The organism is Desulfonatronum zhilinae, assembly GCF_900182865.1.
In the GTDB taxonomy this organism is placed as follows: domain Bacteria; phylum Desulfobacterota; class Desulfovibrionia; order Desulfovibrionales; family Desulfonatronaceae; genus Desulfonatronum; species Desulfonatronum lacustre.
The window spans coordinates 1-22,637 of sequence record NZ_FXUJ01000007.1; the positions used below are offsets into that span (position 1 = coordinate 1).

Below are 22,637 nucleotides of genomic sequence, written 5' to 3' on the forward strand. Positions count from 1 at the left end.
AAGCCTTTCAAGTCGTTACATGGCAAAAACTCCTATTAATCCATTAATTTCAAACAAATACATGTCTTGGCAATGACAATGTTGGGACACTAGTGTATTTAACACTCAACCAAAAGCAGTATACAAATGAACGTGATCAAAATCATGATCGTCATCGGCCTGCTCTTGGCCGCCGAAATGGCCTGGGCCGCGCCCAAGGCCGACCTCTGGCCGCGCTGGGAGACATACGAGTCCGTGTCTTCGCAACAGGTGGACCACGGAGCATGGGACGCGTTTCTGGCCGCCTATCTCGTGACCGACCACCCATCAGGGGTGAACATGGTCCGGTACGCCGACGTAACCCCGGCGGACCGAAAAGCCTTGCAGGCATATATCGAAAGCCTCCAGGGAACGACTGTGTCCGCGTTGAACCGCGACGAGCAGATGGCCTACTGGATCAATTTCTACAACGCCTTGACCTTGGAGGTGGTCCTGGAACACTATCCGGTCGTCAGTATACGGCGGATCAACGTTTCCCCCGGTTTTTTCACCCGCGGACCCTGGGACGCGCCCCTGGTGGAAGTCGAGGGGGAATCCCTGACCCTGAACGACATCGAGCACCGCATCCTGCGCCCGATCTGGCAAGACCCGCGCATCCACTACGCCGTGAACTGCGCCAGCATCGGCTGCCCGAACCTGCAACCAAGGGCTTTTACCGCCGAGAACCTGGAATCCATGCTGGAGGCCGCGGCCCGGGAATACATCAACCATCCCAGGGGAGTTGACGCAACGGGCCGACATCTGCGTCTTTCCTCCATTTATGACTGGTTTTCGGAGGATTTCGGGGAAAACGACCAGGAGATTCTGGAGCATATCGCCCAATACGCCGAGCCCCCCCTGGCCGCGACATTGCGCGGCTACAGCGGTCGCATCTCGTATGATTACGATTGGGACCTTAACGAGTGAATCAATCTCTTCGCACTAACAAACTCCAAGGAGCTGGGAATGCAATCCTACTATGATCCCAAAGATCTGCCGCGCTTTTCGGAAATCGGCAAGGACGCCCCGGAACTGGCCAAGAAATTCTTCGAGTACTACGGCGCGGTCATGGCCGAGGGGGAACTCACGGTCCGGGAAAAGAGCCTCATCGCCCTGGCCGTGGCCCATGCCGTGCAGTGCCCTTACTGCATCGACGCCTATGCCAAGGAATGCCTGGAGCAGGGTTCGAATACGGCGGAAATGACCGAGGCCGTGCACGTGGCCGGGGCGATCCGCGGGGGGGCCTCGCTCGTCCATGGCTTGCAGATGCGCAACGCGGCGGACAAGCTTTCCTTGTAGGCATTCCGGGTGATTTGGACATGACGTTGGAACCGCGGGATTGTGTCATGCAGGAAGCCCGGTCAGCGCTCTGCCCTTCGACCTGTGTCGGTTTTGCCCAAACCCTTGCCCGGCATGGATTGCGCCTGGAACGTGAGCAGACCCACACCCTGCAGATCAACACCGGTTTGCTCTGCAACCAGGCCTGTCGACACTGTCACCTGGAGGCCGGGCCGAAACGCACGGAGATCATGGACCGGGAAACCATGGATCAGGTCGCTGACTACGCGGAGCGGGGCGGATTCCAGTCGGCCGACGTGACCGGTGGCGCACCGGAAATGGTCCCCGAGATCGATCACCTTTTGACCCGTCTGGCCGAAGCGGCTCCAAGAGTCATGCTCCGTTCCAATTTAACCGCCATCAGGGACTCGGCCCGGGAACATCTCGGCCTGCTCTGCCGCGATTTGAAGATCGTTCTCGTCTGCTCCCTCCCGGCGACCCACGCTTCCCAGACCGACGCCCAGCGCGGCGGCGGGGTGATGGACGCCAGCGTGCGCACGCTGCAATGGCTGAACACTTTGGGTTACGGACAGTCCGGAACCGGGCTGGAGTTGAACCTGGTGTCCAACCCGGCCGGGGCGTTCATGCCGCCGGACCAGGGTCGGACAGAGGAGCGTTTTCGCCGGGAACTGCAACGCAAGTGGGACATTGTTTTCAACAATCTGTACACCTTTGCCAATGTGCCGTTGGGTCGGTTTCGGACATGGCTTGAGGCTTCAGGCAATTACGAACAGTACATGACTCGCCTGACCGAGACCTTCAATCCCGAGGCCGTGGCCGGTCTGATGTGCCGGAGCCTGGTTTCCGTGGACTGGAAAGGAGATCTGCACGACTGCGACTTTCATCTGGCCAAGGCCATTCCCCTGGACGGGACAAGACGGCACGTCGCGACAATGAGCGGCCCGCCCCTTCCCGGCACGCCCATAGCCACGGCCGAGTATTGCTACGCCTGTACCGCGGGCGCCGGGTTCACCTGAGGGGGGAGCATCGCGGCAACGTAGAGGCGGCCGGTCGGTCGCCCACACACAGAGTCCACATTTGAAACGCACAACAATCGCGGCAACCAGATGCAATCAAAATCCATCCAGAAAATCTTCCTTATTCTTGCCCTGTCCGCCCTGGTTGGGGCGTTTTTCCTCTTTGACCTGGGGCAGTTTCTTTCCCTGGACTACATCAAGGATTCCCAGCAGCGGTTTCAGACCCTGTACGCGGAACAGACCGCCACGGTGATCGCTGTGTACATGGGGGTCTACATTCTGGTCACCGCCCTGTCTCTGCCCGGTGCCGCGATCATGACCCTTGCCGGGGGAGCCTTGTTCGGCCTGTTGGTGGGGACGGTGGTTGTCTCCTTTGCCAGCACCATCGGGGCCACGCTGGCCTGTTTCGTTTCCCGCTTCGTTCTTCAGGACTGGGTCCAGCGCCGGTTCGGACAACGTCTGGTTGCGGTCAACCAGGGCATAGCGAAGGAAGGGGCGTTTTATCTGTTCACGTTGCGCCTTGTTCCCATTTTTCCATTCTGGATAATAAATCTGGTCATGGGCCTGACCCGGATGAAGCTGCGCACTTTCTTCTGGGTCTCCCAGGTCGGCATGCTCCCCGGCACCCTGGTCTACGTCAACGCCGGTCGGGAACTGGGGCGGATCGATTCCCTGGGAGGGATTCTTTCGCCGGGCTTGATTTTTTCCTTTGTCCTGCTGGGCGCCTTTCCCCTGGCCACGAAAAAAATCATGGTCTGGTACCGGGCCAGGCAGGACAAACTTCTTCCAAACGTCCCTGAATAAAACGAACAATGGCATCAGAATGGTTAAGCTAATAGCTTTCTACCTACCGCAATACCATGTTATCCCGGAAAACAATTTCTGGTGGGGAGATGGTTTTACTGAGTGGAACAATGTAAGGAGTGCGAAACCTTTTTTCAGCGGGCATGATCAGCCGAGAATTCCTGACAAGACAATTGGTTACTACGATTTATCAAGTGAAGACTTCTTGTTGTATCAGCATAAGATGGCGTTGAATTCTGGAATATTTGGATTTTGTTATTACTACTACAATTTTGATGGCCACACCCTTTTAGAGCAACCACTTCAGATCATGCTTAAAAATAAGGTAATACAAAATAAATTCTGCTTGTGCTGGGCTAATGAAAGTTGGACGAGAGCTTGGTATGGCCAAAATAAAGAAGTTTTGATCAAGCAAAATTATTCAGAAGATAACGCTGTCAGAATTTTTTATTCACTTGTCAAGTATTTTAATGACTATCGGTATATAAAGATTGAAGGAAAGCCTGTTTTTATTGTTTACAATCCTGACGAGATCACAGACACAAAAATGTATAGTCATGTCTGGAGATATCTTGCAAAGAAACATGGTTTTGAAGGTTTGTATTTGATATGTGTGGAATCTTTGGTTTATAATATGCACCCTGAATTGTATGGATTTGATGCTGCTATTGAATTTGCTCCAGACTGGACAGTTTCTTGTCTTGAAAAAAAGCTTGATACAGGATTTCGGATTTACGATTACAAGCAGACAGTCATTAACATGATGCTGAAGCCTGAACCGGGATATGTCCGTTTTAGAGGTGCTTTTCCTGGATGGGATAATACTCCGAGGTATAAGAATTCTGGGATTTGTTTTGATAATTTTTCACTTGGTACATTTAAATATTTTGTTGAGAATCGCATCTCTGAGACAAAGAAAAATTTTCCTCCTGATTACCAATATGTTTTTGTTAATGCATGGAATGAATGGGGTGAGGGCTGTTATTTGGAGCCGGATGTTAGATATGGATTTTCAAAGTTGAATATAATTAAAGATCTAATCAGATGAACGTTTTATAATCGTGGAGGCTTGACATGCCGCAATACGACTACGACATCGCCGTGATCGGGGCCGGGGCCGCCGGGTTGACCGTGGCCGCCGGGGCGGCTCAGGCCGGGGCCAAGGTTTTGATCGTGGAAAAGGAGCCGGCCATGGGCGGGGATTGCCTGCACTATGGATGCGTGCCCAGCAAGACGTTGATCAAGTCGGCCAAGGTCTACCACCAGATGCGCCAGGCGGCCCGGTACGGTCTGCCCGAGGTCGCGGTGCCGGAGGTGGATTTTCGCCAGGTTCGGGACCGCATCCGCCGGGTCATTGCCGCGATCCAGCCCCATGATTCTCCGGAGCGGTTTTGCAAACTCGGTGCGGAGGTGGAGTTCGGACGGGCCGTGTTCGTGGATGAGCACCAGGCGCGTATCGAGACCAATGCCGGGGATGTCCGGACCGTCTCGGCCAAGACCTGGGTCGTGGCCACCGGTTCCACCGCGGCCTTGCCTAAGTTGGAGGGGCTGGACCGTACGCCCTGTCTGACGAACCGGGAGATTTTTTTTCTGGACGAACTGCCGTCCTCCCTGGTGATCATCGGCGGCGGGCCCATTGCCGTGGAGATGGCCCAGGCTTTTGCCCGCCTGGGGTCCAAGGTGGACGTGATCCAGCGCAGCCCGCAGATTTTGTCCAGGGAGGACGCGGACATGGCCGGGCTGGTCCAGGGCGTCATGGAACAGGAAGGCGTGACGTTTCACTTGGGGACCGAAATGCTGCGGGTCCAGGATTTGGGCCGGGAACGTGAGATTTTTTTCAAGAACGGCGAGGGCGTTGAAATGTCGTTGCGGGGAACGGCCCTGCTGGTGGCCCTGGGGCGGAGCGTGAGCGTGGACGGCCTGGGGCTGGAGAACGCGGGAGTTGTGTTTGACCGCAAGGGTGTCCAGGTGGACGCCCGGTTGCGCACTTCCCAGAAGCACATCTTTGCCTGCGGGGACGTGACCGGAGCGTACCAGTTCACCCATGCCGCGGGATATGAGGGCGGGGTGGTGGTGACCAACGCCGTATTTCATCTGCCGCGCAAGGCGGACTACACCTGGATGCCGGCCTGCACCTACACGGACCCGGAATTCGCCAGCATTGGGATGAACGAGAAACAGGCTCGTCAACAGGGGCTGGAGTATACGGTCTGGACCGAGGAGTTCGCTGAGAACGACCGCGGTCTGGCCGAGGAGGAGCGGGAAGGGCGGATCAAGCTGCTGCTGGACAGGAAGAACAAGCCCTTGGGCGTGCAGATTGTCGGGCCGCATGCCGGGGAGCTTTTGGCCGAATGGGTCGCGGTGCTGGGCGGCAAGGTCAAGCTGAGCACCCTGGCCGGAGCGGTTCACCCCTATCCGACTCTGGCCGAGATCAACAAGCGGGTCGCCGGAAAGCATCTGAGCGAGAAAATTTTCTCGGACGGCGTCAAAAAGACCCTGAAGTTTTTCTTCGGTTTCAAGGGCCGGGGCTGCGGCGATCAGAGCGGACCCTGATAAGATTTGGGCGCAGTCGCTTCAACGCCCAGTTATGCGGATGTCTTGGAGCCATTGCGCGTGGTTCCGGCGATGGGCAGGGTGACGACGAAGCGGGCGCCGTGGCCTGGTTTGGAGAAGACATGGATGGTGCCGTCATAGTCCGTGATGATGTCGTAGCAGATGGATAGGCCGAGGCCGGTTCCGCGACCGACTTCCTTGGTGGAGAAGAACGGTTCGAAGATCCGTCCAATGACGTTTTTGGGTACGCCCGGTCCGGTGTCCAAGACCTCAGCGACCACGTGTCGGGCGTTGGATCTTGTCCGCAGGGTGATCATCCGGTCGGATTCAGCGCAGTCCTTGCCGGAGCATTTGTCCTCGATGGCGTCCCGGGCGTTGACCAGCAGGTTGATGAACACCTGTTCCAGCCTGTTCGGGTCGGCCAGTACAGGCGGCTGGTCCGCGTCCAGTTCCCATGTGACGGTGATGTCCCGGATTTTGAGCTGCTCGCTGAAAAAGTCGCAGGCCCGGCGCAGGACGTCGTTGACCTGAATGTCGGTGCTTTCCAGGTTGGGCTTGTGGCCGAACTCGCGCATGTGCTCGATGATCTTGGTGGCTCGGTCCACGTTGTTGATGATCTTGGCGGTCATCTGGCGCAGTTGGTCTTGATTCGGAGTCAGGCCTTTGTTCGTCTGGCGGGTAAAAAAGTTGGCGACCATCTTCAGGACGGCCAGGGGTTGATTCAGTTCATGGGCCACCCCGGCGGCCATCTCGCCCAAGGTGGCCATCTTGCTGGACTGGATGACCTGCTGTTCGGCCCTGATGCGGTCCGTGACGTCGGAAACCACGGCGAGAAGGAGTTCCTTGCCCTCCAGGGCGGTCCGTGAAGTGTCGATGGAGACGAAAAACTCCTGGCCGTCCTTGTCCATGTGCTTGGCCTGGGGGATGTGCCCGGAGTTGCGCAGGGCCGTGAGGTGGGCGTCCGTGGAGTTCAGCGCGAAGAGCATGGAGAAGGATTTGCCGATCACTTCTCCCTTGCAGTAGCCGTAGAGCTGGGACATGCCGCGGTTGCAGTTGCGCACGTCCAGGGTTTCGGCGTTGAGTTCAAAGACGGCCACGGGGATATTGTCAAAAATGGTGGAGTACTTTTTCTCCGATTTTCTGAGTTTTTGCTCCAAGAGCTTCCGGTCGGTAATGTCCAGGCACATCTCCATCACGGCGGTGATTTCGCCGTCGGCATCCCGGATGGGAGCGGTGCGGACGATCCAGTGCGCCGGAGTGCCGTCCTTGTAAAATCCTTTTTCCTCCGTGGTATGTGACTTTCCGTCGTTGAAGGTCCGCTCAACCGGGCAGTTCTCGCATTGCGTGATCCGGCTTTTATAGACCTTGTAGCAATGCTCCATGGGTTTGGCGTCGAACAATTCCCTGAACATTTTGTTGTATCGAAGCAGCCTGTATTCACGGTCGTGAACCGTAATCAGACAAGGGACGTTGTGAAATAGGCTTTGATACATGTTCAGTTGTTCGTCCAAAGCCAAGCGACGTTGGCGGACCGAAGCGGCGATGAGGTTGACCGTCTTCGTCATGTCACGCAGTTCCCCCGCCTTGGCTTCGTCCAGCTCCGCCCACGCGGAACCGAGGGCTTTGGCCTCCAGCGCCTCTTGCAACGCGGCCAAAGGTCGAGTCAGGCGATGGGCGACCAGAAATCCGAATCCGGTCAGAATAAGGAGGAATATGGGCAGGACTTTGAGCAGGTCCCGGCCGGCCGAGACCCAAGGCTCCGTCGGCTCGGCTTGGCCGAGCGCGATAAGGAAAAAGGCACCCATGAGCGCCGCCATCCCAAGCCCCATGGCCAGGCAGAGTTTGAACGTCAGGGAGCGAAAAAAAGGCGGGAGGGGGCGGTCAGGAGAGGGGTGAGGCATGGTCGCTGGTCGGCTCGTCCTCGGAAACCGAAGGTTGAGCCAGGGGAAGCGTGATTCGGAACGTGGTTCCTTTTCCCGGGGCGGAGTCCACGGTGATGGTTCCGCCGTGCCCGGTGATGATCTCATGGGAGACGAACATGCCGATGCCCGTGCCCAGAGCGCCCTTGGAGGAGAAGAACAGGGTGAACATGTTGTCCATGGTCTCCCGGTCCATGCCGATGCCGTTGTCCCGGATGGTGAAGACGGCGTGGCCGTCGGCTCGAACGACGTGAAAACCGATTCGGTGTTCCGCCGCGTCACGGTTGAACAGGCAGGCGTCCACGGCGTTTTCCAGAATATTGGCCATGGCCGAGTAAAACGCGACGTCGTCGATCAGGATTTGGCCGTCCGCTTGGGAAAAGTCCGTTTGAAAGATGATCTCCGACTTGCTCGCCTTGGCGGAAACGGTTTCGGCCAAATGTTCGGCCACGCCGTGCAGAGGGTGCGGGGCGAGGTTTGGTTCGCGGGACTTGGAGTAATACAAAATGTCCATCACGGTCCGGCGCATGTGGTCCAGTCTGTGGCGAACGGTTTTCCAACCCGCGGCGACACGTGGCAAGTCACCCTTTTCCAGACCCTTGTCCACCCGATAGGCCCCGCCGTCGATGGCCATGAGCAGGCCTTTGACGCCGTGGGACATGGAGCCGAGCATGATGCCCAGGGAAGCGAGATGGTCCTGCAATTGGCGAATCTGGGTGATGTCCGTGGAAACTTCCAGGACGTGGTTCACCGTGCCGTCACTATCGGCCAGGGGCGCGGTCCAGACCAGAATGTTGCGCTGCTCGCCGCCGCGGGTGGCGACCACGGTTTCGTACTGGTGCGGGGCGTTGTCGGCGAAACTGGCCAGGACCGGACAGTCGTCGCAGGGAGCGTCGCGGTGCTTGTACAGTTCGTGGCAGGCCCGGCCCGCGGGGTCGCCGAAGTCCCGGCGAAAGGTGGCGTTGGCCTCCACGACGCGCAATTCGCGGTCCTGGACGCTGATGGCGCAGGGCACCATGTTGAAGAAATATTCGAATTTGCGCTGGGTGCGGGACAGTTCTTTCTGGAGGCGGCGCATTTCCGAGACGTCCACGGCGATTTCCAGCAACAGTTCCAGTTCGCCCGCCGCGCCGATGACCGGAGAGACATGGGTCATCACCGGCACTACGGTTCCGTCCGTGGCAACCATGGTCTCGTGGCGATGGATGCTGGCCCGGGCCTCGGCGGCCTCGCGCACCGGACTTTTCCATCCCGACTCGCCGCAACGTTCGTACGCGCCGCAACTGGCCAGCCCGGAGCGGTCGCCGAAGCGGTCGCGATAGCCTTGGTTGGTGGTCACGACTTGGCAGTTGCCGTCATGAATGGCGACATGGAACGGCAATTCCGGAAAATAGTCTCCGGAAGCAGGGTCTCCGGCCAGGATGGTCAAGGCCCGGCCCATGCCTTCCATGATCTGCGTCGCGGCCAGCTTACGCTCCATTTCCACCAGGGCCGCGGATTTTTCGCGGACCAGGGCTTCCAGATTTTCCGTATGTTCGCGTACCTGACGCCGCAGGCCAATCCGTTCCGAAACCTTGCCCAGGGCGATTTCCAGCAGCTCTTCGTCGATGGGCTTGGTGATGAAGTCCGCGGCGTCGTGCTTGAGGCTTTGAATGGCCAGATGCATGTCGCCGTGGCCGGAAATCATGATTACCTCGGTTTCCGGGCGCGCGGCCTTGATCTCCCGGAGCACGCCGATGCCGTCCTTGCCGGGCATCTTGATGTCCGTGAGCACGATATGGGGCTGGTGGCGGTTAAACGCTTCCAAGGCCTTGACCCCGTCGGCGGCGAGGTGGGTCGTGAATCCGAGTTCCTGGAGCAGGATCTCCAGCATTTCGCGGATATCCTGCTCGTCGTCCACGATCAGGACGGACAAGGTCTCGGATGACGGAGCGGAAGGGAGAAGTGATTCACTCACGGGACTGAGGCGGCTGAAAGGCCGCGACCGATCCGACTGGACGTGGATCGGTCGCGGCGCAAAGCGAGATTACTGAACCATCTCGGCGACAAGCTGGAGCAGCTTGGCGTTGTCGATGGGCTTGGAGATGGTCGGGACGTCCTTGGTCAGCACCGGCGGGCGCGGACCCACGCCGCTGACCACGATCACCGGGATATCCCGGATTGCCTGGTCTTTGCGCAGTCCGGCATAGAAATTGGTTCCGCCCTTTTCGGGCATGTCCATGTCCAGGGTAATCAGGTCCGGCTGCTCGGCGCGGACTTTATCCAACCCTTCGACGCCGTTGATGGCGGTTACGGTCTGGTAGCCGTTATCCTCGAAGAGTTCGCTCAGATAGTCCAGAATTTCCGGGTCGTCGTCGACAATCAGAATTTTCTTGGCCACGGGATACTCCTTTATGACGGGTGTCGTGAAGCAAGGAAGGCCACGGACCAAGCGTCCTGGTCCGTGGCCGCGAAACGTCTATTTCAGCTTGCCAAGGGTCTTGGTCATTTCGAGCATCACGCCCAGGCCTTGTTTGGCTTCCGGACTGGACATGGCCTTCATCATGCCGAACATGCCGCAAGGTTCGCAGTCTTTCAGGTCCATGGAGGTGAACGCGTCGGAAGCCTTTTCGATCATCTCCCGGACTTTGGGATCCTTGAACTTGTTCAACATGCCGATCAGGAACACGAAGGCGTCGCCCATTTCCTCGATCTGTTCGGGGCCGTATTCCTGGGCCACCTTGGCACGCAAGGAGAGCATGGCCTGGTAGGTGCGGAAGACGCCCTTTTGTTCCAAGTCGTCGAGATAGGCGATGGCCTTGGGTACCGTGTGCTTTAACAAGGGTTCGGAAGTGTGCCAGAGATCGATGATGTTTTCCATCTGCTTCATCATGTAGGTCAGGTTCTTGACGTTGCGCATGGTGGTTTTGACCATATCGAAGAGATCTTCCAGTTGGAAGCCGGTCTCGATATCGCCCAACTCGTGGAGCATGACCTTGAACGCGTCGTTCATGATGGGCTGCAGCTCATGCCTGAGGTTCTGGGCGGCCACGGCGCGATCGTGCACCAAGGCCACCTTCGCCTCGATCTCGTCAAGGCGTTTGAGGATGAGGTCTTCTTTGGACATATGCATCAACCTCCCGCCTTAGGCTTTGGCCAAGTGGCGCATTTTTCCGGCCATGAACATCTGCGGCTCCAGGGGCAGTTCACTGCCCTTGAGCATCAGGTCGAAATAGACCCACTTGAACATCATCTTGCCCCAGTAGTTCATGTGCGATTCGCCGAGCAGGGAGAACGGGCCGACCCCGGGGAAGGGGTACTTGCCCGGAAGCGGCTGGACCTCGTAGTTGAAGTCGATCAGATAGGCCTGCTCGTACCCGGAGACGATGAAGCAGGTGGAGTGGCCGTCAAAGTCCGGACGCGGTTCCTCGCCTTCCATTTCCCGGATCAGGTTATCCACCACGATGTCGGACTGGTAGTGGGCCACGCTGCCGGCCTTGGAGGTGGGTACGTTGGTGGCGTCGCCGATGACGTACATGTTTTCGAAGTTCTTGGCCTTCAACGTGTGCTTGTCCGTATCCACGTAGCCCATGGCGTCGCCCATACCTGAATCAATGATCACCTGCTGGCCGAAGTTTGGGGGAATGGCCACCAGCAGGTCGTAGGGCACTTCCTCGCCGGAGACGGATTCAATGGCCTTCTTACCCACGTTGACGTTGTCCACCACGAAGTTCGGCGTGACCTTGATGTTCTTGTCCTCGCAGACCTTGCCCAGGATCTGTGCGGCCACGGGCTTGGTGAAGGCGCCGGTGAGGGGGGTGACCAGCTCGATTTCGATGTTCTCACGCACGCCGTTGATGGTGAAGAACCAGTCGGCGAGGTAGACGAACTCCAACGGGGCTACCGGACACTTGATGGGCATCTCGGAAATGTGATGGACGATGCGCCCTTCCTTCATGTTCTTCCACTTCTTGAACAGAGCCACCGCGCCGTCCGGAGTGTAGAAGTTCTGGATGTTTCCGCCCCAGTCGTCCATCATGCCTTCAACTTCTTCCGGCGCGATGCGACACCCCGTGGCCACGACCACCCAGTCGTAGGTGTACTTGCCGTTCTTGCATGTGACGACCTTTTTCGCCGGGTCGATGGACTCGATGGAATCCATGACCAGCTTGACGCCCTTGGGAATGAAGTCGGCCTTGGGCTTCTTGCAATCGTCCAGGGTATAGACGCCGAAGGGGACGAAGAGCCATCCGGCCTGGTAGTGGTGTTCCCAATCGCGGTCGATGACCGTGATCTCCCACTCCTTTTCCGGAAGCTTTTCGCGCATCTTCGTGGCAACCATGGTTCCCCCGGAGCCGGAACCAAGAATGAGCAATTTTTTCATGACGAGCATCTCCTGTTGAAAGGTTTATGATTTTTGATGGATCCCCGTGGAACGGTCCGTGTTCAAAAAGTCGAAAACGACTTGTGAAAGCGTATCGCCTCGGTGTGTCGGCAGTTGTTTTGGGGGTGTTCAGGCCGCTTGGGCCGTGTCGTGACGGTGTACGTCCGCCTTGGTTTTCCGTGCCGCCGGCGCGGCTTTGAAAATGGAATCCTGGCGCATCATCCCGCTCAGGGTGATGGAGTTCAGCTTGCCTTGGAGCGTGCTGGTAAGGTCGGCCCAAAGGGCTGGGGAGCCGCAGAAATCCGATGGCAAGCAGGCGTCCGGGTCGGCGCAGCAGGACAAGTGCGGCCCGCCGTCCAAGGCCTGGACAATTTCACCGAGCGTAATGTCTTCGGGAGCCCGACCGAGAAAGTAACCGCCGCCCGGGCCGCGCAATCCCTTGATCAATCCGGCTTGGCGCAAGGGCTTGATGATTTTTTCCAGATATTTGACGGAGATTCCGATATTATTGGAGATGTGGCTCGCCCGGAGAGGGCCTTTTTGGGAAAAGTGGGCCAGATTCATCAGCAGGCGTGCGCCATGGCGTGTTCGCGAGGAGAGTTGCATGTCGTGTCTCTTCTGGTTGTTCGCCGGATTGAGAAAGCGGCGAATCCCGGTATAATCGATAGGTTTAATTTAGATTGATTTTGTCGTGTTTTTGCGCACGCTATTGGCGTGAAACCTTGTCCCATTTGATAAGATCAGCAAAGGCCTAAGGAAATGAAAACACCACGTCCTGATGCCGTGAGCGATGGTGTTTGTCAGGAGAAAGGCAACAGATTTAATCTAGACTAAATTAATATGAAGTAAAAACGTCGACAAAAGATGAGGGCTCATAGGCCGAATGCGAAAGCCTGTCAAGGTCTGGTTTGAACCTTCAAACGTTCAAAGTCGGCTGTTTTCGATCGGACCGCTCTCGGCCGCGGCGCTCGGGCACAGATCGGCTCAACAGCGGAAGGCGTCGACAACGGAGGAAAGGCTGGCAGGCCAAGCCCGGGTGACTCACCGGGTCGCGGATATCCGGGGGGGGACGGTCGTGGCGTCCATGCGCCAACAACGAATCCTTTGCGGGGATCAGTTCGGTTGGGCGTCCTCAGGACAGTGAACTCGAGGTGGGGAAGACGTCCCGGACTTTACGGCGATCTGTTCCGGATTGAACATCAGATCCGCCAAGGTAATGGCGTCCAGTTCACGCTCGATGGTCCGCGATATATGGCCCCAGGCAAACCGGGTGCGGCAATCGCCGCTGCGCTCGCAGGACTCCGGCGTCGAGCAGCACTGGCTGATGTTGATTTCGCCTTCCATGGCGCGCACGATGTCGCCGAGGGTGATGCAGGAAGGTTCCTTGAGAAAGATATGCCCCCCGTAGGCCCCGCGAACGCTTTTGATATACCCGGCTTTTTTCAGGGGGCGGAGAATTTGCTCGATGAACGGCACTGAAATGTCCGTGCTTTCGGAGATCGCGGACGCACATAGCGGCCTGTCCTCGGTGTGCTCGGCCAAGTCGAGCAGGATGCGGGTGGCATAGCGTGAGCGGGCGGACAGTTTCATGATGCATCTCCCATTCGTCGCGACGTTTGTCGGGAACTGGATACGGAAGTCTCCATCTCGCAGGGACCTTCGTTCTTGACACTGGTTTCGGGTGTAGGTTCCGAATCCAGGCAAGTCAAGAAATTATTCCGCGTTCAGGAAACACCACTTGAAAGTTCACGCAGGCATACTGGACACCCCAATGGGTCTTCGATAACGTGCCACCGGCCAAGCGGACGCCTTTCCCGATACGGATCGGATGCCCCGACGGCACCCGATGATGTGCGGAGCCTGCCACGTTCGCGACGGTGTTGGAGGAAAACCTTGATTTATGTCGTCTACAATTTTGCCGCGGGACCGATGGTCTGGCTGGCGTTTACGGTATGTATCGCGGGCCTGAGCTATCGTCTGATCCGCTATCGCCGCAAGGCCGTTGCCGCGAGCAAAGGCCTGCCTTCGGATTTTCAGACAGTCTGGGCCGTGGGCTCACTGGCGCATTATCTTCTGCCGCTGAACCGGACAGCTAAAAGCAGCCCCTGGTCCACGGCGGCCGGATTCGCGCTGCATATCCCCCTGCTTGTGGTGGCCTTTTTTCTCTCGGCCCACGTGATCATGCTGGAGCAAAGCTGGGGCGTGTCCTGGCCGACGATCCCCGATGTCTGGGCCGATGGATTGACCATCATCGCCCTGGCCGCCCTGGCGTTTTTGGCCGCGAAACGGTTATTCCATCCGGCGTTGCGCGGGCTGACGGAACCCAAGGATCTGCTGATCCTGTTGCTGGTCGCCCTGCCCCTGGCCACCGGGCTGGCCGCGCACCGGCAGTGGGGCGATTATCCGCTGATGCTGACTTTGCATGTGCTTAGCGCCAACACTCTCCTGATGCTCATTCCGTTCACCAAGCTTTCGCACATGGCGCTCTTTTTTGTCTCCCGCGCGGCCACGGGCAGCGATTTCGGCAAACGTCGGGTGGGGGCATGGTGACCTTCATCTACATGAGGAGCAATCCATGAGCATCGATTCTCGGGCCCTTTCCCGCGTCCTGGCCGACAAGGCCGGAGCACGGCTGGAAATGTGGCTGTCCATTTGTTCCCGGTGCGGGATGTGCGCGGAGGGGTGCCATTACTACGCATCCAATCCCAAGCCGGAGCATGTTCCGGCTTACCGCATCAAGCCGCTGCTGAACCTGTACAAGAGGCGCGGTCGAGTGGACGCCGCTGTGCTCGAAGCGTTGCGCGACGTCTGCTACGGCACCTGCACCATGTGCCAGCGCTGCACCATGTACTGCCCGCACGGCATCGGCATCGCCTCCCTGGTCCACGCGGCACGGGGCGTGGCCGTGGCCATGGGGCTGACTCCGCCCGGTCTGGCCAAGGGGCTGGAGAACGCCTTGGAGTTCGGCAACAACCTCGGAGTGACCGAGGAAGATTTTCTGGAAACCGTGGAGTGGCAACTGGAGGAGCTTCAGGAGGAAATGCCCGGGGCCCGGGCGCCCATGGACAAAGAGGGCGCGGACTACCTGCTGACCTTTCATCCGCGGGACATCAAATTTTATCCGCAAAATCTCTTCAACTATCTCAAGCTTTACAACGCCGCTGGGATCGATTTCACTCTGTCCTCCAAGGCCTGGGACTCGACCAACCTCGGGCTTTTCGCCGGGGACGTGGCCAAGGCGTCCAGGCTGGCAGCCAACGTGGCGGACACGGCCGAAAAACTCAAGGCCAAGGCGGTGATCACCGCGGAGTGAGGGCACTCCATGAAGGCCCTCGGGTTCGAGGCGCCATACTGGTTGGGCAGAAAATTTTCCTTCGAGGCCATGCCGCCGATCAAGGTCTGGGCGGAGTGCCTGCATGCCGGAACGCTCAAGCTGAAATCCGGTTTTCATGAAGCTCCGGTCACGTTCCAGGATTCCTGCAATTTTATCCGCAACGCTGGCATGTTCCAGCAATCCAGGGATTTGATGTCCGTGGTGGCCGCGGACTTTCGGGAGATGCACCCCCACGGCAACGCGACGTACTGCTGCGGCAACGGCGGCGGTCAGGGGCTGATGCCGGAATACAAGCAGGCCAAGATCGCCGCGCTCAAGGCCAAGGCCGACTGCATCCGGGCCACGGGGGCTCAGATGGTCGTGGTGGCCTGCCACAACTGCGAGGACGGAATTCACGAAACCTGCAAAAACTATGACCTGGACGCCAAGGTCGAGCTGTTCAGCGCCTATCTGGCGGAGGCGGTTGACGTGCCCGAGGCGGATTGATCGCTCGCGGAAAGGCTCGAGGATCGCTTACATAAGCGCACGGCCCGGCAAGCTGATAGCTTGCCGGGCCGTGCGTTTTTTGGTCGAAGGTTGACGTCCTGTTCGGTGTTTTGTCGACGCGATTTCATGGAATGTGAGGAAATTACTGGTACCCCGCATTGTCACGCCCATCCAGGGCGGCCGCAAGGGCCGCCCCTACGGAAGGTCAAACGCGTCACGGGAATAACTACCACACTCATCAGGATAATTTTGCTTGCTTCCTTACGCCTCCGGGCGTTCCATGCATTGGTAGATGATGTCCCCCAAAAACTTGATATCCATGCCCAGCTCGTACTTGTGCACCGTGTCGTCCAGGCCGCCGTGGCAGTTGTGGCAGGGGGCGATGATGGTCTTGGCCCCGGTGACCCGGAGCTGATCGGCTTTGGCCTTGCTGCCGGCCACCCGAGAGTTCTTGAAGGGGGGGCCGCAGTTGATTACGCCTCCGCCGGCGGTGCAGCAGATGTTGTGATCGCCATGGGCTTCTGTTTCGATGATCTCCCCGTCCACAAGGATTCGGGCAACCTCGCGCAGTTTGTCGCCTAGGCCCCGCCCGCGAACCACGTTGCAGGGATCATGGATGGTGACCGGCCCCGGGTACTTGGAAGCCAGCTTGATCTTGCCCTGGGTCAGCAGTTCCCAGAAGAACTCGATGGAATGGATCACCGGCACGGGGTAGTGCTTCCATCCGGCCCAGCGGTTGCCCACGTCGTAGATTGAGCGAAAGGCATGGCCGCATTCGCCCATGACGATCCGCTTGACCTTCAGCTTCTGGGCGGACTCGAAGTGCTTGCGCTTCAACCGGCCCATCATTTCGAAGTCGCCGGTGAACATACACATGTCCGAGTTGTCCCAGCCAGGCTCCGAAGGCATGGTCCAGTCGATCTTGGCCGTGTGCAGGATGGCCGCGGCCTGGTAGATGAGCTGGGTCCGGAATTTCGGCTCCGGAGCGATGACCGAGTAGTAAACGTCCGCGCCCTCCTTATCCAGGGGAATCCGTAAGTCCGGAAATTCGTCTCGGGCCTCCTCCTCCTGCCATTGCAATGTGTCCGGCCACTCGTCGTCCTTGACCCACATCTGGTTGAAGGTGGCGGAATGGCTGTGGGCCGTGTCCTGGATATACTGCGGCGTGACCCCCAGCTTATGACAGATCCGGCGCATGGTGATCATCATGTAGGCCGTGTCGATGCCCACGGGACAGAAATGGACGCAGCGCCGGCACAGATTGCACTCGGTGTAGGCGATCTGGGCCATGTTGTAGATCTGGTCCGGGCTGACCCGCCCGCTGTTGGCCAGCAACGTGCCGATGGTCTGTTTGACCTTGGCCGCCGGGGCGTAGGAGGGGTCCTGGTCGTGGGAAAGGTAGAAGTGGCAGGCCTCGGTGCACATTCCGCAGCGCATGCATATCTCGGCATAGGCCTTGAGCCGCGCCCCGGTCTCCCCCTGAAACACCGCGTTGACGGTCTTCTGTATTTTATCCTCGGTCAAACGTGAAACCCCTTCGCGGAGCCCCACGTCCTCGATCAGTCTGTCTTGAATGCCCATATGTTTCTCCTTGTGATCCTACCAGTCTCTGGCTCTACGGATTTTGCCGAATTCCGAGCCCATGTAGGCGCGGGTGAACACCGCGAAAAACATGTGGCTGAGGCGGGTGAACGGGATCGCGGCGATCATGATGTTGCCGGCCAGCACGTGGGCGATGATCAGCACCTGGTAGTTGAAGAGCTGGTGGTAGGCCAGAAAGCCGGTGATGAAAGGTAAGGCCGCGATGGTCAGAATAAACCAGTCCTGGCCGGTGGTCAGAAAGCGGACGTCCTTTTGGAGCAGCCGACGTCCGGCAAAGAAGGCGCAGGAGGCAATGACCAGGATGGTCAGGATGTCCGCGGTGGAATCGGAAAGATTCCACCAGCTGACGCCCCAGGACTCCTCGATCATGATGATGTGGGCCGAAAGCAGGATGGGCGTGGCCAGCAGGCAGATGTGGAACACGTACGTGACCACGGTCAGGAACGGGTTCTTTTTCCAGCCCAAGGCGTTGAAGGGAATCAACCAGTTGAAGATGGATCGGAAAGAGAATTTCCAGTCCATGTAGGCCAGGGAGACGGCGTCCTTCTTTTTGGCCAGGGCGTACATGGAAACCAGGCGATAGATGGACCCGAGAATGAAGATGGCGAAGGACGCCCAGACCAGGGGTCCGGTGACGAAGTTGTATAGGCCGTACATATGGCTACCCCCTTGACGAGAAGTCCGAAAGTGTGGCGACGATGCGCACGAACGCGCCCTTGTCCACGGCCCGGATGAGCACCTTGGAGCCGTCGGGGCTGAAGACGGGGTCCCAGACGCGGTCAAAGTCCCGCTTGTAGGCCTTGCCGTCCACGAACACGGCATGTCGGCCCGCTTTTTCCACCTTGGCGGCGACATGGGTTCCGTCGGCGCTGAAGACCGGCTTCCAGGCCATGTCGTAGGTTCCGCTCCATGGGCTGCCGTCCACGACTATCCGCCAGTCGATATTGTTGTTGTTGGCCAGGACCGCGGCCCGTTTGCCGTCCGCGGACAGGGTCAGATCCAAGAGAACGGGAAACGTGGCGGACCAGGGCTTGGCGTTCACGGCCACGGTGAACTCGCCGAAGGTGGGAGCAACGATGGCGGCCAGGGTTTTGCCGTCCGCGCTGAACTGCTGGTGCCAGCACTGAAAAAAGTTCGGTTCCCAGATGGTCTTGCCGTCCTGGGCCATGCCCCAGGCTCCGGCGATGCGCACCGGGGCGACCACCGCGCCGGTGGCCGGGTTGAAGCGTGGTTCCCAAACGCAGTTGTAGGTTTGCCCCCAGACCGCGTCGTCCACGGCAATGGAGTATTCATAAAGGTTCAGGCGAACCTGGGCGGCCACTTTCCGGCCCTGGGAATCGAAGGTCGGGGTCCAGACGTTCATGAACGTTTTTTTCCAGGCCTCCCCGTTCACGGCCACGGTGTAGACCCCGCGACGGAAGGCGGCCAGGTCCGCGGCGGCCATGGCTTCGGTCTGGATCACGGCGGCCGTGCCTTGCCCGTCGGCGCTGACGGCGTACTCGTTGGCGTTGTCGAACAGGTTCCCCCAGACCGCGCCGTTCACGCTCATGCCGTATTGACCGTCGTTCTGGATGGCCGCGGCGATGACCGAGCCGTCCGCTGAAAAACAGGGGTGCCAGAGATACGCGTAGAATTCCTCCCAGGGCTCTCCGTCCACGGCCAGGGTCCATTCGCCGTCCTGCTGGGCGATGGCCGTGAGGCGTCCGTCAGGGGAGAATCCGGGCTTCCATAATTTGTCAAAAGCGGACTCCCAGGTTTTACCGTTTACGCACATGGAAAACGTGTCGTCTTCCAGGCGGACCACGGCGGCGAGACTCTCGCCGTCCGGAGCGACGTAGGGCTCCTCCTGCCACTGGTGCGCAACTCCGCAGGTGGTCGAATCCAGAATGACCCGCTCACCCGGCTGCCAATCCCAGGATGATGCAGCATCTTGCATAATCACTCCTCACTTTGTTTCTGTTGGAATGCCGAAGTTCGGGAAATGCTCGGGCGTCACCGCCGTTCGGCGGGATGTCGGACCGTAACGTCATGATCCGTGTTTATGGCCTGACGTGACATTCCCCGCACATGATATATCCGGTTTTCTTGTCCTGACGAAGGTATTCCTGGTGACAGCCGACACACTGCTCGTGAAAGGCCTGCATCAATCCAAGGCCCGTCTCGTCCTCTCCGCTCACCGTATGACAGTCGGAGCAATGGTTTTTGCCGGAAAACATGTCCCAATAGTTTTCTTTTTTCTCGTTGACGTAGACGTAATCATGATGACAGTCCATGCAGTCGATGATTTCATAGTGTAACAGATGGTTGAACTCCACGCCGGGGCGTTGCCGGTTTTCAAAGTCCTTGCTTTCGATGAAGTATCGATCCTCTTGAGCGACGATAGTCCCGGCGATGAAGACGCTCAGGGCAAGGCAACAGATGAAAAGAACTCTGCTTTGCATGCACTCCTCCGTTGTTACGGTTGTATTGTGTCCTGGTTGTTGATGACGTTCACCGTCGTCTCCAGACTGGTGCACGTTGCCCAAGGCCGGTGAGGGCCACATCACTGAGTCTCCCTCTTGTCGGTCGTTGCGAAGCGTTTTCAGGCATGGTCCTCCTTGTTGCGGTCTTCAGGCTTGTCCTCTTGTCGGAGATCTCCTCTTCCATTGAGTTCCGCTCGAGAGCAGACGCACCGGTCGTCCACCCACAGACAGTTTTCTTCATCGGCCACGGGAAAGGTGATGGTGAAGCAGGCGCCGCCGGTTTTCCGGTTCTCGGCGACAATGGTTCCATTGTAGTCCTGGATGATGCCGTAGGAGATGGAAAGCCCCAGGCCCGTACCCTTGCCCACCTCCTTGGTCGTGAAAAACGGCTCGAAAATTTTTTCATTCATGTTCTGCGGCAGTCCCGAGCCCGTGTCGCAGATTTTGATGATCACGACGGCGTCCGTGGAGTCGGTGACGATGGTGATGGTCTTGTCGCCGGCTTTGACGTCCTTGCCGTTCCAGCGTTCTTCAATGGCGTCCCGGGCGTTGACCAGAAGATTGATGACGACCTGTTCCAGGCGATTCGGTTCAGCGATGATCAGGGGCAGGTCCTCTTGCAGTCGCCAGTCGACGAAAATATTGCGAACATTGAGTTGTTGGCTGAAGAACTCGAATCCGCGCTTGATGACGTCGTTGATCTGGACGGGCATGGTCTTGAGTTCCGACTTGCGGCCGAATTCGCGCATGTGGGAGATGATTTTTCCCGCCCGATCCACATGGGTGCTGATGCTCTGGGATATCTCCTCCAACATCGCCATGTCGATCTCGTGGCCCTTGCCGACCTTTCTGGCCAAAAATCCGCTGATGGATTTGAGAATCGTCAACGGCTGGTTGAGTTCATGGGCCACCCCGGTGGCCATTTCGCCCAGGGTGGTCATTTTGCTGGCATGGATGAACTGCTGTTCCGCCTCCAGGCGCTTGGTGATGTCGCTGCACGAGACGATCAACACTTCGTAGGCTTCGAACGTGGACAAAGAAATGCGCATGGAGACGAAGATGCTTCGACCGTCCTTGGTGAGCTGCGATGTCTGGTTGATTTCATGGGTGGTTCGCAGGTTCCGCGTCCAATACTCTCGCTCTTCTTCCTTGAACAACGACGTAAATGGCTTGCTCAATAATTCCTCGGGCTTGTATCCGTACATTTTGAGGACCGCGTCGTTGCAGTTCATGATGGACAGATTTTGGGCGTTGAGAACGAACAGCGCACTGGGGATGGCCTCGAAAATGGAATGGTAGAACAACTCGGAGGCGGCCAGTTTGAATTCGAGTTCCTTGCGCGCCGTGATATCCAGCATCATTTCCATGGCCGCCACGGTGTTGCCCCCGGCGTCCTTGACCGGAGCCGTATAGACGATCCAGTGGATGGTTTTGCCTTCCTTGGAAAGCCCGACTTCCTCACTGACATGGGGAGAATCGTATAAAAAGGTCTTTTCCACGGGACAGACCGTGCATCGCTCCGTGCGGCCCTTGTTGATCTCGAAGCAATGCCGATCTCTGATATTGCTGCCGAAGTGATCCTCGTACTTCATGTTGTGGCGGATGACTTTGTAGTCCTTGTCCACGACGCTGAGCAGGCAGGGAACATTCTGGAAAAGATTTCGATATTCCTCGCGCTGGGCGACCAGGAGCGTTTCCTTCTCCGCCACCTTGCGGCACATGGTGTTGTACGAGTCGGCCAGGACTCCGATTTCGTCGGCCTGCTTGATGTTGATGCCCGTGTAGTCCTCTCCGGAGCAGATGTCCCTGGTCACGTTGATCAGCCGACGGATGGGCTTGAAGATGAGGATGTGGTAGTTCAGGAACAAGACCAGAAAGGTTGCCAGAAAGACCAGCAAGGAAATGAGCATGTTGGCGCGTTCAAAATCGCGCAGTTTCGTGCCTTTGATCTCCGTGCTCACCTCCATGTCCAGCAGGCCGAGCAGTTGCTCGTCCTCGGAATGCACGTGGCACGGCGGTCCGTAGCACCCGGGCTTGTTCGGAACGGGAGTGATGGTGCCGACGATGGTCGCCTCATCGGCATCGATGATTCTGCTGCGTTTCTCCTGGCTCATGGTCGCCGGGGGCGGCGACTGGGCATGGCACGTCCAACAGGACTCGTCACGCATGTCCAGGTAGGTCCCGACCTCTTCGCTTATACTGGAATAAGCGATCCGACCTTTCTTATCCAGGAGACGGATGGCCTTGATGTCTTCTTGGCGGCTGATGTTGTTGATGATCTGCTTGATATCGTCCTCGGAGTCCAGGAGCATGGCATAGTCCAAGCCGAGAAGAATGGTGTCCGAAAGGATGACGATGTCGGATTTAACGCTGCGCAGGATGAAGTCGCGCAGGTAGACGATATTGAACGCGGTCCAGAGACCGGCGCAAATGAAGAACGTTACTCCGCCGGAGAGAAGCATCTTGAACGTCAAATTCTGGAACATGCTTCGAATTTTCATGGACATTCCTTGACGCGAAGCAATGTTGATAAAATCAGTAGCATTTGTTGATTCATTGTTTTAAGGAGGAATCGCAGTAACTACTCAGCACAGAGTAATTCTGTTGCCGGGGTCGGAATCGGAATCGGGATCGAAACGCTGGGATGCTGAATTCTTCCTGTTTCGATTCCGACTCCGATACCGACCCCGACACCGATTGCCGGAGCAAGATCGGACACAAAATGTACTGAGTAGTTACTCTTATTTTCTCTCTTCCACGTTCTTTTTGAGCGGATTTATA

20 protein-coding genes are annotated in these 22,637 nt (G+C 57.9%); 8 read left to right on the forward strand and 12 right to left on the reverse strand.

The window, feature by feature from the left end; translation table 11 throughout:
• Positions 1-126: 126 nt before the first annotated feature.
• From AC559A_RS07330 to AC559A_RS07355, 6 genes are all read left to right on the forward strand, one after another.
• Positions 127-945, forward strand: coding sequence for a DUF547 domain-containing protein (locus AC559A_RS07330; RefSeq protein WP_211239049.1), 819 nt, complete (start codon positions 127-129; stop codon positions 943-945).
• Positions 946-984: 39 nt separating this feature from the next.
• Positions 985-1,317 (forward strand): arsenosugar biosynthesis-associated peroxidase-like protein, encoded by a 333-nt coding sequence (locus AC559A_RS07335; protein WP_498817167.1) that lies wholly within the window; start codon positions 985-987, stop codon positions 1,315-1,317.
• A gap of 20 nt (positions 1,318-1,337) precedes the next feature.
• Entirely contained in the window at positions 1,338-2,333 is a 996-nt protein-coding gene (gene arsS, locus AC559A_RS07340; RefSeq protein ID WP_498817169.1) for an arsenosugar biosynthesis radical SAM (seleno)protein ArsS, read from the forward strand.
• A gap of 90 nt (positions 2,334-2,423) precedes the next feature.
• Entirely contained in the window at positions 2,424-3,137 is a 714-nt protein-coding gene (locus AC559A_RS07345) for a TVP38/TMEM64 family protein (protein ID WP_498817170.1), read from the forward strand.
• A 19-nt stretch (positions 3,138-3,156) separates the two neighbouring features.
• Positions 3,157-4,185, forward strand: coding sequence for a glycoside hydrolase family 99-like domain-containing protein (locus AC559A_RS07350; protein WP_498817171.1), 1,029 nt, complete (start codon positions 3,157-3,159; stop codon positions 4,183-4,185).
• Positions 4,186-4,211: 26 nt separating this feature from the next.
• Positions 4,212-5,690: a dihydrolipoyl dehydrogenase family protein gene (locus AC559A_RS07355; protein WP_498817173.1), complete on the forward strand. Its 1,479-nt coding sequence runs from the start codon at positions 4,212-4,214 to the stop codon at positions 5,688-5,690.
• Positions 5,691-5,722: 32 nt separating this feature from the next.
• On the opposite strand, the gene AC559A_RS07360 is transcribed toward AC559A_RS07355, so the two are convergent.
• The 7 genes from AC559A_RS07360 to AC559A_RS07390 form a co-directional block, all read right to left on the reverse strand.
• Positions 5,723-7,591 (reverse strand): PAS domain-containing sensor histidine kinase, encoded by a 1,869-nt coding sequence (locus AC559A_RS07360; protein WP_498817174.1) that lies wholly within the window; start codon positions 7,589-7,591, stop codon positions 5,723-5,725.
• On the reverse strand, positions 7,572-9,566 hold the full coding sequence (locus tag AC559A_RS07365; RefSeq protein WP_498817176.1) for a hybrid sensor histidine kinase/response regulator: 1,995 nt from the start codon (positions 9,564-9,566) through the stop codon (positions 7,572-7,574). The genes AC559A_RS07360 and AC559A_RS07365 overlap by 20 nt, the downstream gene beginning before the upstream one ends.
• Positions 9,567-9,635: 69 nt before the next feature.
• Positions 9,636-9,989: a response regulator gene (locus AC559A_RS07370; RefSeq protein ID WP_028572426.1), complete on the reverse strand. Its 354-nt coding sequence runs from the start codon at positions 9,987-9,989 to the stop codon at positions 9,636-9,638.
• Positions 9,990-10,067: 78 nt separating this feature from the next.
• Complete coding sequence (locus tag AC559A_RS07375; RefSeq protein ID WP_028572425.1) at positions 10,068-10,715, reverse strand: DUF1641 domain-containing protein; 648 nt, start codon at positions 10,713-10,715, stop codon at positions 10,068-10,070.
• An 18-nt stretch (positions 10,716-10,733) separates the two neighbouring features.
• Positions 10,734-11,972: a type III sulfide quinone reductase, selenoprotein subtype gene (gene sqr / locus AC559A_RS07380; RefSeq protein ID WP_028572424.1), complete on the reverse strand. Its 1,239-nt coding sequence runs from the start codon at positions 11,970-11,972 to the stop codon at positions 10,734-10,736.
• Positions 11,973-12,101: 129 nt separating this feature from the next.
• A complete protein-coding gene (locus AC559A_RS07385; RefSeq protein ID WP_498817179.1) occupies positions 12,102-12,578 on the reverse strand; it encodes an RrF2 family transcriptional regulator in 477 nt (158 codons plus the stop codon).
• A gap of 507 nt (positions 12,579-13,085) precedes the next feature.
• Positions 13,086-13,562 (reverse strand): RrF2 family transcriptional regulator, encoded by a 477-nt coding sequence (locus AC559A_RS07390; protein WP_051434591.1) that lies wholly within the window; start codon positions 13,560-13,562, stop codon positions 13,086-13,088.
• A 303-nt stretch (positions 13,563-13,865) separates the two neighbouring features.
• Here AC559A_RS07390 and AC559A_RS07395 point away from each other — a divergent pair, with 303 nt between their 5' ends.
• Positions 13,866-14,522 carry a hypothetical protein gene (locus AC559A_RS07395; protein ID WP_028572423.1) on the forward strand — a complete coding sequence of 219 codons (657 nt, stop codon included), beginning with the start codon at positions 13,866-13,868 and terminating at the stop codon, positions 14,520-14,522.
• A gap of 25 nt (positions 14,523-14,547) precedes the next feature.
• Complete coding sequence (locus AC559A_RS07400; RefSeq protein ID WP_498817181.1) at positions 14,548-15,792, forward strand: (Fe-S)-binding protein; 1,245 nt, start codon at positions 14,548-14,550, stop codon at positions 15,790-15,792.
• Between the two features lie 261 nt (positions 15,793-16,053).
• Here AC559A_RS07400 and tmcB read toward each other — a convergent pair whose 3' ends face one another.
• From tmcB to AC559A_RS07425, 5 genes are all read right to left on the reverse strand, one after another.
• The gene (tmcB, locus tag AC559A_RS07405; RefSeq protein WP_498817183.1) at positions 16,054-17,373 is read right to left on the reverse strand and encodes an electron transfer complex ferredoxin TmcB; all 1,320 of its coding nucleotides are present in this window, start codon (positions 17,371-17,373) and stop codon (positions 16,054-16,056) included.
• An 18-nt stretch (positions 17,374-17,391) separates the two neighbouring features.
• Positions 17,392-18,051, reverse strand: coding sequence for a TmcC family electron transfer complex membrane anchor subunit (gene tmcC / locus AC559A_RS07410; protein ID WP_498817185.1), 660 nt, complete (start codon positions 18,049-18,051; stop codon positions 17,392-17,394).
• A gap of 4 nt (positions 18,052-18,055) precedes the next feature.
• Positions 18,056-19,330, reverse strand: coding sequence for an electron transfer complex subunit TmcD (tmcD, locus tag AC559A_RS07415; protein ID WP_498817187.1), 1,275 nt, complete (start codon positions 19,328-19,330; stop codon positions 18,056-18,058).
• A 103-nt stretch (positions 19,331-19,433) separates the two neighbouring features.
• On the reverse strand, positions 19,434-19,835 hold the full coding sequence (locus AC559A_RS07420) for a cytochrome c3 family protein (protein WP_498817189.1): 402 nt from the start codon (positions 19,833-19,835) through the stop codon (positions 19,434-19,436).
• Between the two features lie 140 nt (positions 19,836-19,975).
• Complete coding sequence (locus tag AC559A_RS07425) at positions 19,976-22,357, reverse strand: PAS domain S-box protein (protein ID WP_498817191.1); 2,382 nt, start codon at positions 22,355-22,357, stop codon at positions 19,976-19,978.
• Positions 22,358-22,637: the final 280 nt, after the last annotated feature.

Bases quoted from the DNA above. Each gene is read 5' to 3' on its own strand.
- AC559A_RS07330 (WP_211239049.1), top strand. From the start codon at position 127: ATGAACGTGATCAAAATCATGATCGTCATCGGCCTGCTCTTGGCCGCC.
- AC559A_RS07335 (WP_498817167.1), top strand. From the start codon at position 985: ATGCAATCCTACTATGATCCCAAAGATCTGCCGCGCTTTTCGGAAATC.
- arsS (WP_498817169.1), top strand. From the start codon at position 1,338: ATGACGTTGGAACCGCGGGATTGTGTCATGCAGGAAGCCCGGTCAGCG.
- AC559A_RS07345 (WP_498817170.1), top strand. From the start codon at position 2,424: ATGCAATCAAAATCCATCCAGAAAATCTTCCTTATTCTTGCCCTGTCC.
- AC559A_RS07350 (WP_498817171.1), top strand. From the start codon at position 3,157: ATGGTTAAGCTAATAGCTTTCTACCTACCGCAATACCATGTTATCCCG.
- AC559A_RS07355 (WP_498817173.1), top strand. From the start codon at position 4,212: ATGCCGCAATACGACTACGACATCGCCGTGATCGGGGCCGGGGCCGCC.
- AC559A_RS07360 (WP_498817174.1), bottom strand. From the start codon at position 7,591: ATGCCTCACCCCTCTCCTGACCGCCCCCTCCCGCCTTTTTTTCGCTCC.
- AC559A_RS07375 (WP_028572425.1), bottom strand. From the start codon at position 10,715: ATGTCCAAAGAAGACCTCATCCTCAAACGCCTTGACGAGATCGAGGCG.
- sqr (WP_028572424.1), bottom strand. From the start codon at position 11,972: ATGAAAAAATTGCTCATTCTTGGTTCCGGCTCCGGGGGAACCATGGTT.
- AC559A_RS07385 (WP_498817179.1), bottom strand. From the start codon at position 12,578: ATGCAACTCTCCTCGCGAACACGCCATGGCGCACGCCTGCTGATGAAT.
- AC559A_RS07390 (WP_051434591.1), bottom strand. From the start codon at position 13,562: ATGAAACTGTCCGCCCGCTCACGCTATGCCACCCGCATCCTGCTCGAC.
- tmcB (WP_498817183.1), bottom strand. From the start codon at position 17,373: ATGGGCATTCAAGACAGACTGATCGAGGACGTGGGGCTCCGCGAAGGG.
- tmcC (WP_498817185.1), bottom strand. From the start codon at position 18,051: ATGTACGGCCTATACAACTTCGTCACCGGACCCCTGGTCTGGGCGTCC.
- tmcD (WP_498817187.1), bottom strand. From the start codon at position 19,330: ATGCAAGATGCTGCATCATCCTGGGATTGGCAGCCGGGTGAGCGGGTC.
- AC559A_RS07420 (WP_498817189.1), bottom strand. From the start codon at position 19,835: ATGCAAAGCAGAGTTCTTTTCATCTGTTGCCTTGCCCTGAGCGTCTTC.
- AC559A_RS07425 (WP_498817191.1), bottom strand. From the start codon at position 22,357: ATGAAAATTCGAAGCATGTTCCAGAATTTGACGTTCAAGATGCTTCTC.